We start from the raw sequence: 13007 nt of genomic DNA, 5'->3' as shown, positions 1-13007 counted from the left end.
ATGACCGCCATCGGACACGACAGCCTCAACACCCGCCGCACGCTGACGGTCGATGGCAAGGACTATGAATACTACAGCCTGACCGCTGCCGCCGACGTGCTCGGCGATGCGAGCCGCCTGCCCTATTCGATGAAGGTCCTGTTCGAGAACCTGCTGCGCTTTGAGGACGGCGAGACTGTTACCCGCACCGACCTCGAGGCGATGGTGCAGTGGGCGAGCGACCGCCGCTCCGACCGCGAGATCGCCTACCGCCCGGCGCGCGTGCTGATGCAGGACTTCACCGGCGTGCCCTGCGTCGTCGACCTTGCCGCGATGCGCGACGCGATGACCAAGCTCGGCGGCGACCCGGCCAAGATCAACCCGATGATCCCGGTCGACCTCGTCATCGATCACTCGGTGATGGTCGATGAGTTCGGCACGCCCCAGGCGTTCGAGGACAACATGGACCTCGAATACGCCCGCAACATCGAGCGCTACGAATTCCTGCGCTGGGGCTCGTCGGCGCTGAAGGGCTTCCGCGTCGTGCCGCCCGGCACCGGCATCTGCCACCAGGTCAACCTTGAGTATCTCGCCCAGACGGTGTGGACGAGCGAGGACAAGGACGGCAAGCTCCACGCCTACCCCGACACGCTCGTCGGCACGGACAGCCACACGACGATGGTCAACGCGCTCGGCGTGCTCGGCTGGGGCGTCGGCGGCATCGAGGCCGAGGCGGCGATGCTCGGCCAGCCGGTCAGCATGCTGATCCCGGAGGTCGTCGGCTTCAAGATGGACGGCACGCTGCCGGAGGGCGTAACCGCCACCGACCTCGTGCTGACCGTCACCCAGATGCTCCGCGCCAAGGGCGTCGTCGGCCGTTTCGTCGAGTTCTACGGCCCGGGCCTCGACAGCCTCGGCCTCGCCGACCGCGCCACCATCGCCAACATGGCCCCCGAGTACGGCGCGACCTGCGGCTTTTTCCCGGTTGACCAGGCGACGATCAACTACCTTCGCCTGTCGGGCCGCGAGCAGCACCGCATCGAGCTGGTAGAGGCCTATGCCCGCGCCCAGGGCATGTGGCGCGACAACACCAGCGTCGACCCGGTGTTCACCGACACGCTCCACCTCGACCTGTCGACCGTGCAGCCGTCGCTGGCGGGCCCGCGCCGCCCGCAGGACCGCGTCCTGCTGAGCCAGGCCGACGAGGCCTTCGAAACCGAGCTCGCCAGCGGCTACAAGAAGGGTGGCGCCGGCAACCTCGAGCGCTTCTCGGTCGCCGGCTCGGAGTTCGACCTCGGCCACGGCGACGTCGTCATCGCGGCGATCACCAGCTGCACCAACACCTCCAACCCGAACGTGCTGGTCGCCGCGGGCCTCGTGGCGCGCAAGGCCCGGGCGCTCGGCCTGAAGTCGAAGCCGTGGGTCAAGACCAGCCTCGCGCCGGGGTCGAAGGTCGTCACCGACTATTTCGCGGTGTCGAAGCTGCAGGACGACCTCGACTATCTCGGCTTCAACCTCGTCGGCTACGGCTGCACGACCTGCATCGGCAACTCCGGGCCGTTGCCCGAGGCGATCAGCGAATCGATCGCGACCAACGACCTCGTCGCCGTCTCGGTGCTGTCGGGGAACCGCAACTTCGAGGGCCGGGTGTCGCCCGACGTGCGCGCCAATTACCTCGCGTCGCCGCCGCTGGTCGTCGCCTACGCGCTGGCTGGAACCATCCGCAACGACATGATCACCCACCCGCTCGGCCAGACGCCGGAGGGCAAGGACGTCTTCCTGAAGGACATCTGGCCCACCAACCAGGAAGTCACCGACATGGTGCTGTCCTCGGTCACGGCCGACATGTTCCGCAACCGCTACGCCGACGTGTTCACCGGCGACGAGCGCTGGCAGGGGATCAAGGTCGAGGGCGGCGCGACCTACCGCTGGAATCCCGCCAGCACCTACGTCCAGAACCCGCCCTATTTCGAGGGCATGACGATGACCGCGGTCGGGGTGGATGACATCACCGGCGCGCGGCCGCTGGCGATCTTCGGCGACTCAATCACCACCGACCACATCTCGCCCGCCGGCAGCATCAAGGAAGCCTCGCCCGCCGGCCGCTACCTGAACGACCGCCAGGTCAGCCGGCAGGAGTTCAACTCCTACGGTGCCCGCCGCGGCAACCACGAGATCATGATGCGCGGCACCTTCGCCAACATTCGCATCCGGAACGAGATGGTCCCCGGCGTCGAAGGCGGTGTCACCCGCTACGTGCCGACCGGCGAGCAGCTGGCGATCTTCGATGCCGCCGAGCAATACCGCGCCGCCGGCACCCCGCTGGTGATCGTCGCCGGCAAGGAATACGGCACCGGCTCGTCACGCGACTGGGCCGCCAAGGGCACCACGCTCCTGGGTGTCCGCGCCGTCATTGCCGAATCGTTCGAGCGCATCCACCGCTCCAACCTCGTCGGCATGGGCGTGCTGCCGCTGCAGTTCGTCGAGGGCACAGACCGCAAGTCGCTCGGCTTCGACGGGTCCGAGACCTTCGACATCGGCGGCGTCGGCTCGCTCAAGCCGCGCCAGGACGTCACCGTGCACTTTACCCGCGCCGATGGCACCACCGGCGAGTTCCAGACCCGCTGTCGCATCGATACCCAGCAGGAGCTCGACTATTTCTACGCTGGCGGCATCCTGCCCTACGTCCTGAGGAAGCTTGCGGCGTAACCGTTCCGGTACTGGAATGTGATAAAATAACATCATGCGGGAACGTGTTTCGTCGGTGAGGATGACGGAACCGATACAATAGTTGCCGTGGCCCCGTTTCGGGGAGAGCCTTCCTTAACAACGGTGTCGAAACACCGACGATAAGGGAGAACTCTGATGGTATTTCGTTCGATCCTGTGCGCCGGCCTCGCGGTGTCGGCACTCGCCCTCGCGACCGGTGCCGTCGCTGCGGAGGTCAAGGACGAGTATCAGGACTTCGAGCGGATGGAGTACGTGCCCTTCCAGCCCAGCGATGCGGCCGGAGCACCCGTAGAGGCGACCGTCTTCGGATCGCCTTCCGCGGGCGTCGTCGGCGCGCAACTCGTCAAGAGCTTCCAGGGCGTCAGCCAGTACGACGTCGCTTCGGTGGCGCGTAACTTCATCCCCCCCGACACGATGGGCGCGGTCGGAACCACCCAGTACATGTCCTTCGCCAACGGCGGCGTCGCGATCAACGACAAGGCGACCGGGGCACGCACCTCGTTCGTTTCGGACGTCGACTTCTGGGCAGCCGCCGGTCGTACGGGCGTCAACGGCGATTCGCGCGTGATGTTCAACAAGGCCGAGAACCGCTGGATCGCGATTGCGTTCGGTAACAGCGTCTCCGATATCCAGATCGCGGTTTCCAAGACCGCTGACGCCTCGGGACCTTGGAAGTCGACCATCTTTACCGGCTTCACTGGCGGCACCGCCGATTATCCGACGCTCGCGATGGACGGCAACGCGGTCTACATCGGCACCAACAATTTCAGCGGTAGCGGCAATTTCGCCGGGACGCGGCTGAACGTCATCCCGCTTGCCAGCCTGTTTGGCGCAGCGTCGCCGACGATTGCCGGCCGGACCGTCATCACAACGCCTTACAATGCAACCACCGGAGGCGCGGACGGCGGCTTCGCGATCCAGGGGGTCAATAGCCACTCGGGCTCGACCACCGGCCACGTCATCGCCGCGTCGTTGTTCTACGACGATGTCATCCGCTACGATGTCACCAACGCCGGTACTGCCACCGCGGCCAAGACCCCGACGGTCTACATCGGCACCGCGGACTACGCACCGAATAACCCCGGCCGGCAGCCCAACACCGTCGCGGACCTGCCGACCGTCGGCAGCGAGTTCACCAGCAACGACCGCGTCATCGACACCCTCGACCAGCGCATCAGCTCGAGCGTCTACGAGGTTAATGGCCGCATTTATGCGGTGTATACCGTCACGCCGATCGGTTCGGACTTCACGTACGTGCGCTATGACGTCGTCGATGCTGCAACCAATCAGATCCTCGACGAAGGCGTGATCGGCGACGGCAAGCACGATTACTATCAAGGCTCGCTTGCGGTGAACGACTTCGGCCAGGTCGTTATCGGCTACAACCGCTCAGGCTCCGACCCTGCCGACGGTCGTGTCTCGGTACTCGCCCAGATGTTCAGTACCGGTGTCGATGGCCAGCTGAGTGCCCGCGGCAACGAGCTGCTGCTCAAGGTCAGCGCCGTCGACGACTACCACAACGGCAGCACCGACGGCTTCGTCGCCGCCGGACGCCAGCGCTGGGGCGACTACAGCGCCGTATCGCTCGATCCGACCGACGAGCGCAGCTTCTGGGTGTCCGGGGAATATGCGCGCGAATATAACGATGCCGCCGGTGGCCATCCGGGCGGAACCGGCGGCTCGCGCTGGAGCGAGTGGGTGTCGCAGCTCAGCATCGGCACCACCGTTCCAGAGCCGGGCACCTGGGCGATGATGCTGGTCGGCTTTGGCTTCATCGGCGCGGTGTCACGTCGCCGCAGTGCGGGCTATACCACCGCCTGAACCGGCGGAAGCGGCACACGACACAGAGGCGGGGTTCCTGCAACCCCGCCTTTCGTTCGAGTTGTTTGCGCCGTACCTCGTTATCACCGGGGCAAGAATTCTATATCTTACGTTATTGTTCAGACCGTGACATTTTCGCACTTGTGCGGGCCGTATCATCTCGACTTTATTGCCAAACCGGACCTTTCGAAAGGTCCTGACAATAAGGTGGGTCCTGAATGATGAAGCGTTGTGCTCTGTTGCTTGCCGTATCGACCGCGATGCTCGTTACGGTTCCGTCATATGCTTTGACGATCAATCTCAATGACACTGGCGGTACCGCCAAAGGCACGATTGCCTATCATGACTTCCGGATCGCCGCGAATTACTGGGAATCGCAGCTGAAGAACAACGTTACCGTCAACATCGATGTCGGCTTCAAATCGCTCGGCGTTGCCGGACAGGACGTCCTCGGCCAGACCGGCAGCAGCTACTGGGTCGACAGCGCCGCCGCCTTCGAGGCCGGTATCAAGGCCAATGCCAAGACGACGCTGGCGATCAAGGCCGCGCAGAATCTGCCGACCCTGACCGGGCCGATCGGCGCGCTGAAGGTCATCACCCCGGGCTACGTCGATCCTGTCGCCAGCACCGGCATCGACGCCCGCACCCGCATCTACGACAACGACGGCAGCGCGAACAATTACGCGCTTGGCACAACGACGGCGAACGCCAAGGCGCTCGGCCTGATCGGGAACGATGGCTCGTCCGACGCCAGCGTGACCTTCAACAGCGACTTCCGCTTCGACTTCGATCCGAGCAACGGCATCAGCAGCCCCGATCGGATCAACTTCCTCCAGGTTGCGATCCACGAACTCGGCCACGCCCTCGGCTTTGTCTCCGGGGTCGACGACTACGACTATGTCGGCTGCCCGAGCGGTCCAGCCTGCACCGCCTACTCGGGGATCAACACCAACAACACCTGGTGGGGCTCGACGCTCGACCTGTATCGCTACTCGTCGAACCCGACCGCCATGTTGTCCTCCGACGGCACCATCCACGCCGCCGGCCCGACCCTCGACTGGTCGATCCGCAACTCCCCCACTGACGGTGCCGCGTACACCAACCCGTATTTCTCGGTCGACGGCGGCGCCACGGCGCTGTTCGGCAACCTCGAATCGCGCGGGCAGTTCAACACCAACAGCTACCAGGCATCGCACTGGCGTTCGTCGGTGATCGCCGGCCAGCCCTACCTCGGCATCATGGACGCGGTCGGTCGCAACGACGGCGACTTCGCGGTGACCGCGCTCGACCTCGCGGCGTTCAACGCGATCGGCTGGGACACGACGGTCGACGCGTTCCTCGACCCGACCTACGCGGCGCTGACCGGGGACATCTACGCGGCGAGCACGATCCCGGAACCGGCAACCTGGGCGCTGATGATCGGTGGCTTCGGCATGGCCGGAACCGCACTGCGCCGCCAGCGCCGGACCGGCCTCGCCACCGCCTGACGCTCTTGTCGATGATCAGGGCCGCCTCGCGAGAGGCGGCCCTTTTCATGTCCAGTCGACGATCCGCCAGCCCCGCGCCCGCGCCACCGCGCGAAGCTCCGGCGACGGGGTCGTCGCGATGCGCTCGTCGGCAAGCTCGAAGGTCGGCACATCGGAGACATGGTCCGAGAAGAACCGGATCGGCGCGCCGCTCAGTCCGTGTGCCTCTAGCCAGGCCTCGACCATCCGGCGCTTCGCCGCGCCGTAGCAATTTTCGCCCGCGAGTCGCGGCCGGAGCCGATCGCCGTCCCACACCGATTTTGTCGCGATAACGTCCGCTATGCCCAGACGGGCCGCGATAGCGTCGACGTAGAAAGCGTAGCTCGCGGTCGCCAGCACGATGCGGTGGCCATCGGCGCGCTCCGCCTCAATGCGCGCGAGTGCCTTGGGGAAGACACTGCCCTCCAGCACCTTTGCGGCATAGTCGGCGGCGCAACGCTCGACCTTTGACCGCCGAGCCCTCCCGCCCATCAGCAGCGCGTGGTTGAGCTCCTTGAGCCGCTCGCGCGTCACCAGCCGGAGGAGATAGGCGAGCCCGTACAGCACTGATACCGGTAGCAGCGCCAGCCGCCACGGGGCCTCGCGCCGCGCCCAGAACAATAGCCACCCCGTGTAGGTGCCCTTGCGGGTGATCGTGCGGTCCATGTCGAAGATGCTGAGCGGAGTCAGGCTCGCCGGCTCGGTCACGCTCGGGCTCGCAGGATCAGTTCGGCGAGTTGGTGGTCGGAAGGCTTGTCGACGTCGATCGCAGCCTCGGCGAAGCGCAACGCCACCGCCCGTGCCCGCAGCCCGAGCCGGGTTCCCAGCCGCGCGACCGCGCCGTCGAGGGTGAGCAGCCGGAGCACTGCGCCGGCCAGCAGCAAAGGCCCGAGCTGGCCGATCAGCCGCCACCCCGACTTGCGGTCGCGCTCGACCCCGGCCCACATCTCGAGCGCCGGACGGGCGCGGCCGCCCTGCAGCGCGAATAAATTAGCCCCCGACCACGCGCCGCCGCGAAAGCGCAACCATGTCCGCCGGTTTGCGGGATAGGCGGCGAGGACGACACGGCGCTCGACGACCCCGACCGCAACATCGGTGTCGGCCGATCCGGCGATGAAGGCCGCAATCATCGCCGTCGTCAGCAGCGGATGGTCAGCAGTCGTGACGAGCACGGGCCACGGGGCAGCGGGAGTCCCGCCGATTGCCAGCACCGAGGTCGCGATGCCGCCGCCGGAAGCGGCAAAACCGATCCGCGGTTCGCGCGCCAGCCACTCGCAGCCCGGTGCCTCGGCAAGCGACACAGCATCCTGAGCGAGGATCACGACGCGCGCGATGTCGGGACTGTCGAGCAACGTCCGCGCCACCCGCGCCAGCATCGGCACGCCGTCAACCCGGATCAGCGCCTTCTTCGTCTCGCCGAACGCCGCCGCGAGCGCGTCGATGCCGGGCCGCTGTCCGGCGAGGATTAGAGCGGTCCACACGGTGCGCGTTTGGCCGACGCTGGAACGAACAGCAAGCCTCTTAGCTTAATGTGCCGTTTCGGTTCGTAACGGCTTTGTGTTTCACGTGAAACAGGTTTTCTCTATCCAGCCCACGCCAGCACCGGCTTACGCGCCGCAGCCGTCTCGTCCAGCCGTCGCCGCGGGCTGAGGTACGGCGCGCCCTTGAACGCCGCCGGGTTCGCCAGCATCCGCTCCGCCACCGACCGCAGCGCCCCGATCAGCTGGTCGAGCGACGCCTTGCTCTCGGTCTCGGTCGGCTCGACCAGCATCGCGCCGTGGACCACCAGCGGGAAATACATCGTCATCGGGTGGAAGCCCTCGTCGATCATCGCCTTGGCGAGGTCGATCGTCGACAACCCGGTGCCCTCGAGAAAGTCGTCCGAGAACAGTGCTTCGTGCATGCACGGCCCGGTGCTCGCGAACGGGGCGGTGAACACGTCCTTGAGGCTGGCGAGGATGTAGTTGGCGTTGATCACCGCGTCCTCGGCGACCTGCCGCAGCCCGTCGTTGCCATGGCTGAGGATGTAGCTGAGCGCCCGCACGAACATGCCCATCTGGCCGTGGAAGGCGACCATGCGCCCGAAGCTGCGGTCGTGATCCTTGGACGCCAGCGCCTGCTCCTCCTCGACCAACTCGTAGTGGTCGCGGGTCTTGCGGACGAACGGCAATGGCGCGAAAGGCGCCAGCGCGGCCGAGAACACCACCGGCCCCGACCCCGGCCCGCCGCCGCCGTGGGGCGTCGAAAAGGTCTTGTGCAGGTTGATGTGCATCGCATCGATGCCGAGGTCGCCGGGACGGACGCGGCCGACGATGGCGTTGAAGTTGGCGCCGTCGCAGTAGACGAAGCCGCCCGCGGCGTGGACCGCCTCGCAGATCGCGATCATGTCGGGCTCGAACAGCCCGCAGGTGTTGGGGTTGGTGATCATCACCGCGGCGATGTCGGGACCGAGGCGGGCCTTCAGCGCCGCGAGGTCGACCCGACCCCGCGCGTCGGCGGGGATGTTCTCGACCGCATAGCCGCAGAAGGCCGCGGTGGCGGGGTTGGTGCCATGGGCGCTTTCCGGGACCAGCACGACGGTGCGCGCATCGCCGCGCTGTTCAAGCGCGGCGCGGATCGCGAGCATGCCGCACAGTTCGCCGTGGGCACCGGCCTTCGGGCTCATCGCCACCGCGGGCATGCCGGTCAGGGTCTTCAGCCAGTGCGCCAGCGTATCGATCAGCTCCAGCGCGCCCTGCACCGTGTCGACCGGCGCGAGCGGGTGGATGTCGGCGAACCCGGGCAGCCGCGCGAGCTTCTCGTTGAGGCGCGGGTTGTGCTTCATCGTGCACGAACCGAGCGGGAAGATGCCCATGTCGATGGCGTAGTTCTGGCGGCTGAGGCGCGTGTAATGGCGGACCATGTCGGGCTCGGACAGGCCCGGAAGTCCGATTTCCGCTGTTCGCTCCAGCCCGCCGAGGCGCGACGCGACCACCGGCGGCTCGGGCAGGTCGACGCCGCAGCGGTCGACTGCGCCCTTCTCGAAGATCAGCGGCTCCTCGAGCATCAGGCCGCGATTGCCGGTGAAGGTCGTGCCGGCGGCGGCGTCGTTCGCGGCTTCGGGAGCCGTGGTGCGGGCGTGACCGAGCATCAGCCGAGTACCTCGTCGAGAGCGTCTTCGTAGGCGTCCATGTCGGCGTCGGTAACGGTCTCGGTGACCGCGACCACAAGCCCGCGCTCGAGGTCGCGGACGCCGGGGAACAGGCGGCCGAGCGAGACGCCGGCGAGCACACCCTTGTCCGCCAGCTTGCGGACGACGGGCCGCGCTTCCTCCGGCAGGCGCACGGTGAACTCGTTGAAGAAGACCTCGCTGACGAGGTCGATGCCGGGGATGCGCGACAGCCGCTCGGCCATCTGCACGGCGCGGGCGTGGTTGAGCGCGGCCAGCTTGCGCAGTCCGGACTCACCGAGCAGCGTGAGGTGCGCGGTGAACGCCAGCGCGCACAGTCCGGAGTTGGTGCAGATGTTGGAGGTCGCCTTCTCGCGGCGGATATGCTGCTCGCGGGTCGACAGCGTCAGCACGAAGCCGCGGCGGCCATCGGCGTCGACGGTCTGCCCGCACAGTCGCCCGGGGGCCTGGCGGACGTGCTTCTCGCGGCACGCTAACAAGCCGAGATAAGGCCCGCCGAAGTTGAGGCCGTTGCCGAGCGACTGGCCCTCGCCGACGACGATGTCGGCCCCCATCTCGCCCGGCGACTTGACGAGGCCCAGCGACACGACCTCGGTGACGACGACGATCAGCAGCGCGCCCACGGCGTGGCAGGCGTCCGCGAGCGGGGTCAGGTCGGCGACATGGCCGAACAGGCTGGGGTTCTGGACGACGACGCAGCTGGTCTCCTTGTCGACCAACTCCGCCAACTCGACGAGATAGTCGTCGGCGGTCAGGTCCGGAGTACGCGTCACAATCTCGTCGTCGGTGAAGCGCGTCAGGGTGCGGAGGACGGCGACGTAATGCGGGTGCACGCCCGACGAGATCAGCGCCTTGCCGCGCCTGGTGATCCGCCGCGCCATGAACACCGCCTCGGTCATCGCGGTCGAGCCGTCGTACATCGAGGCGTTGGCGACCTCCATGCCGGTGAGGCGCGCGACCTGCGACTGGAATTCGAACAGCACCTGCAGCGTGCCCTGCGCGATCTCGGGCTGGTAGGGCGTGTAGCTGGTCAGGAATTCGCCGCGCTGGATGATGTGGTCGACCGACGCCGGGACGTGATGCTTGTACGCCCCGCAGCCGAGGAAGAACGGCGTCGTCCCCGCGGTCAGGTTCTTCGACGCCATCTTCGACAGCACCCGCTCGACCTCGAGCTCGCCCATGTGGGCGCTGAGGCCCGCGATCGGACCCGCGAGCCGCGCCGCCTCGGGTACGTCGGCGAACAGCGCATCGATGTCGGCCGCGCCGATGACGCCGAGCATCTCGGTCCGGTCTGCGGGAGTGAGGGGGAGGTAGCGCATGGAGTTACTCCGGCTTCTTCGCGCTGAACCGCAGGCGGACGTAGTCGGCGATCCAGTTGCCCTCGGGGGTGCGGAGGACCGGGGCGAGGTGATCCTCGACGGCTTGGGCGAACTCATCCTGGTCGGCGGGGGCAATGCCGATGGTGTCGAGGAAGCCCGATCGGAAGGTCTTGAGCCAGCCGGTGATGCCGGTCGCGAGCGGGGTCGCGCGCGGGATCAGCTTGGCGTTGATCATGGCAAACCCGGCGGCTTCGAGCACGGCGGTGAACGCCTCGGCGGTTTGGTAGACCTGGGTCTCGGGCGGCACGGTGTAGCCGCGCTGCAGCGCGACCGCCTTGATGCCGGCGCGCAGCTTGGCGATGTTGCCGAAGCCCCCGCACTCGCCGACGTAGCGCGCGCCCGGCTTGAGCGCGCGGAACACGCCCGCGGCAACGGCGGCCTGGTCCGGCATCCAGTGCAGTGCGGCGTTGGTGAAGACGGCGTCGAATTCGGATGTGAAGTCGAGCGCCTGGCCGTCGAGGAGGCGGACGTCGAGGCCCTTGGCACGCGCGGACTCGAGCATGTCGAACTCGGCATCGACGCCGAGCACCGAGGCTCCGGCCGCGACGAGCTTTTCAGTCAGCACGCCGTCGCCGCAGCCGAGGTCGAGGATCCGCTCGCCAGGCTGCGGGTCGAGCAATGCCACGACCGGCGCGCCGAGTGCGGGCACGAAGGCCGCATGCTTGGCGTAATCGGCCGCCACCCAGGGCTGGTTGGCGTTGCTCACAGGCCGGCCACGAAGGTTTTGTACGCCGCCTCGTCCAGCAACGTGTCGAGCTCCGACGCGTCGTTGAGCAATACCTTGAAGAACCAGCCGCCCGTCTCGGCCCCGGTGTTGACCAGCGCGGGGTCGGCCTCGAGGTCGGCGTTGGTCTCGGTGACGGTGCCGCTGATCGGCGCGAAGACGTCGGACGCCGCCTTGACCGATTCGACCACCGCCGCTTCGCCGCCCTTGACCAGCGCCCGGCCGACGGCGGGCAGGTCGACGAAGACCACGTCGCCGAGCTGGCCCTGCGCGTAATCGGTGATGCCGCAGGTCGCCGTGTCGTCAGACACCTCGACCCACTCGTGATCCTTGGTGAAATAGCGCGTCATGTGGCGGCTCCGCGGACATAGGATTTCGGGAAGAACGGCATCGGTACGACGGCGGCGTCGAGGATGCGGCCGCGGACATCGAGCCCGAGCCTCGTACCCTCGGCGGCGTAGGCGGCGTCGACCATCGCCATCGCGATCGGGCTGCCCAGCGCCGGGCCGAAGCCGCCGGACGTGACGGTGCCGACCTGCCCCTCTGCGGCGACGACGTGCGCGCCCTCGCGAGCGGGCAGGCGGCCCTCGACCTTGAGGCCGACGCGGCGCTTGGCGGGACCGTTGGCGAGTTGATCGAGAATGATATCACTGCCGGGGAAGCCGCCCTCGCTGCGGCGGCGCTTGGAGACCGCAAAGCTCAGGCCCGCTTCGACGGGCGTGATCGCGGGCGTCAGGTCATGGCCGTACAGCGGCAGTCCCGCCTCCAGCCGCAGCGAATCGCGCGCGCCCAGCCCGATCGGCCTGACCTCGGGCTCCAGCAGCAGCGCCCGGGCGAAGGGCTCGGCGGCGCTCGCGGGGAGCGAAATCTCGAAGCCGTCCTCGCCCGTGTAGCCGGACCGGCTGATCCACAGGTCGACGCCGAGCCAGTCGAATGCTCCCGCCCTCATGAACGTCAGCGCGCTGACTCCCGGTACCAGCCGCTCCAGCGCAGTGACCGCTTGTGGCCCCTGCAATGCCAGCAGCGCGAGGTCGTCGCGGTAGCGCGGCGCCAGCCCGGCGGCGCGGAAGACCGCGAGGTCGTCGTGCTTGGTCGCGCCGTTGACCACCATGTACAGGTCACCCGGGCGGCGCGTCACCATCAGGTCGTCGAGGATGCCGCCGCGCTCATTGAGCAGCATCGAATAGCGCAGCGCATTGTGGGCGAGGCCCTTGAGGTCGCCGGGCAGCAACTTCTCCAGCGCGGTGTCGTCGTAGCTGGCGAACTCGAGCTGGCCCATGTGGCTGACATCGAACAGCCCTGCCGAGGTCCGAGTCCAGTTGTGCTCGGCGATGATGCCGCCGAACGCGCCGCTATACTGGATCGGCATGCTGTAGCCCGCGAACGGCACCATGCGCGCGCCGAGGTCGCGGTGCAGCGCATCGAGGGGTAGTTTGAGGCTATCGGCGTCGGCCATGTGCAACCCGTGACAGAGCGCGGTGCAACCCACCGCCCGCACCCCCGTCTGTCACTTGCACCTGAGAGCTTTGACCGGCGGACCGGCTTACACCTTCGGTGGGACGTGCCCCGCTGGGCTCGCCCGCTTTCCAGATCGTCGCTGATGCACCCGGCGGTCCCTGGTGCCTGAGAGATTGCCGGGGGTGGCTTGCTCCTTCGGCGGCGGAGGTTACCCCCCCGCACTCTCCCGCGCGAGCGCCGGG

The 13007-nt window shown here is 67.4% G+C and carries 10 protein-coding genes and 2 riboswitches; of the genes, 3 read left to right on the top strand and 7 right to left on the bottom strand.

Going from position 1 to position 13007, the window contains the following annotated elements; genetic code table 11:
• The 3 genes from acnA (at position 1) to KX816_04250 (ending at position 6017) form a co-directional block, all read left to right on the top strand.
• A complete protein-coding gene (gene acnA / locus KX816_04260) occupies positions 1 to 2688 on the top strand; it encodes an aconitate hydratase AcnA (protein ID QXQ07261.1) in 2688 nt (895 codons plus the stop codon).
• Between the two features lie 1455 nt (positions 2689 to 4143).
• Positions 4144 to 4530 carry a PEPxxWA-CTERM sorting domain-containing protein gene (locus tag KX816_04255; GenBank protein QXQ08397.1) on the top strand — a complete coding sequence of 129 codons (387 nt, stop codon included), beginning with the start codon at positions 4144 to 4146 and terminating at the stop codon, positions 4528 to 4530.
• A 1238-nt stretch (positions 4531 to 5768) separates the two neighbouring features.
• Complete coding sequence (locus tag KX816_04250; GenBank protein ID QXQ08396.1) at positions 5769 to 6017, top strand: PEPxxWA-CTERM sorting domain-containing protein; 249 nt, start codon at positions 5769 to 5771, stop codon at positions 6015 to 6017.
• A 45-nt stretch (positions 6018 to 6062) separates the two neighbouring features.
• On the opposite strand, the gene KX816_04245 is transcribed toward KX816_04250, so the two are convergent.
• The 7 genes from KX816_04245 to gcvT all read right to left on the bottom strand — a co-directional run bounded on the left by KX816_04245 (position 6063) and on the right by gcvT (position 12763).
• A complete protein-coding gene (locus KX816_04245; GenBank protein QXQ08395.1) occupies positions 6063 to 6701 on the bottom strand; it encodes an HAD-IB family phosphatase in 639 nt (212 codons plus the stop codon).
• Between the two features lie 38 nt (positions 6702 to 6739).
• On the bottom strand, positions 6740 to 7516 hold the full coding sequence (locus tag KX816_04240; GenBank protein QXQ07260.1) for an NTP transferase domain-containing protein: 777 nt from the start codon (positions 7514 to 7516) through the stop codon (positions 6740 to 6742).
• A 101-nt stretch (positions 7517 to 7617) separates the two neighbouring features.
• Positions 7618 to 9165 (bottom strand): aminomethyl-transferring glycine dehydrogenase subunit GcvPB, encoded by a 1548-nt coding sequence (gene gcvPB, locus KX816_04235; protein ID QXQ07259.1) that lies wholly within the window; start codon positions 9163 to 9165, stop codon positions 7618 to 7620.
• Complete coding sequence (gcvPA, locus tag KX816_04230) at positions 9165 to 10523, bottom strand: aminomethyl-transferring glycine dehydrogenase subunit GcvPA (GenBank protein QXQ07258.1); 1359 nt, start codon at positions 10521 to 10523, stop codon at positions 9165 to 9167. Before gcvPA ends, gcvPB begins: the two co-directional genes overlap by 1 nt.
• 4 nt (positions 10524 to 10527) lie before the next feature.
• Positions 10528 to 11289: a class I SAM-dependent methyltransferase gene (locus KX816_04225; protein ID QXQ07257.1), complete on the bottom strand. Its 762-nt coding sequence runs from the start codon at positions 11287 to 11289 to the stop codon at positions 10528 to 10530.
• A complete protein-coding gene (gene gcvH, locus KX816_04220) occupies positions 11286 to 11657 on the bottom strand; it encodes a glycine cleavage system protein GcvH (GenBank protein ID QXQ07256.1) in 372 nt (123 codons plus the stop codon). The genes KX816_04225 and gcvH overlap by 4 nt, the downstream gene beginning before the upstream one ends.
• Positions 11654 to 12763 (bottom strand): glycine cleavage system aminomethyltransferase GcvT, encoded by a 1110-nt coding sequence (gene gcvT / locus KX816_04215; protein ID QXQ07255.1) that lies wholly within the window; start codon positions 12761 to 12763, stop codon positions 11654 to 11656. The genes gcvH and gcvT overlap by 4 nt, the downstream gene beginning before the upstream one ends.
• 38 nt (positions 12764 to 12801) lie before the next feature.
• Positions 12802 to 12907: riboswitch (glycine riboswitch) on the bottom strand.
• A riboswitch (glycine riboswitch) is annotated at positions 12908 to 13005 on the bottom strand.
• Between the last annotated feature and the right edge of the window lie 2 nt (positions 13006 to 13007).

The organism is Sphingosinicellaceae bacterium (assembly GCA_019285715.1).
GTDB lineage: Bacteria > Pseudomonadota > Alphaproteobacteria > Sphingomonadales > Sphingomonadaceae > Glacieibacterium.
Note: the sequence above shows the minus strand (reverse complement) of the source record. Positions and strands in the feature narration are given on the sequence as shown.

Coding starts and splice junctions, on each gene's coding strand:
- acnA (QXQ07261.1), top strand. CDS start 1: ATGACCGCCATCGGACACGACAGCCTCAACACCCGCCGCACGCTGACG.
- KX816_04255 (QXQ08397.1), top strand. CDS start 4,144: ATGTTCAGTACCGGTGTCGATGGCCAGCTGAGTGCCCGCGGCAACGAG.
- KX816_04250 (QXQ08396.1), top strand. CDS start 5,769: ATGGACGCGGTCGGTCGCAACGACGGCGACTTCGCGGTGACCGCGCTC.
- KX816_04245 (QXQ08395.1), bottom strand. CDS start 6,701: ATGGACCGCACGATCACCCGCAAGGGCACCTACACGGGGTGGCTATTG.
- gcvPB (QXQ07259.1), bottom strand. CDS start 9,165: ATGCTCGGTCACGCCCGCACCACGGCTCCCGAAGCCGCGAACGACGCC.
- gcvPA (QXQ07258.1), bottom strand. CDS start 10,523: ATGCGCTACCTCCCCCTCACTCCCGCAGACCGGACCGAGATGCTCGGC.
- gcvH (QXQ07256.1), bottom strand. CDS start 11,657: ATGACGCGCTATTTCACCAAGGATCACGAGTGGGTCGAGGTGTCTGAC.
- gcvT (QXQ07255.1), bottom strand. CDS start 12,763: ATGGCCGACGCCGATAGCCTCAAACTACCCCTCGATGCGCTGCACCGC.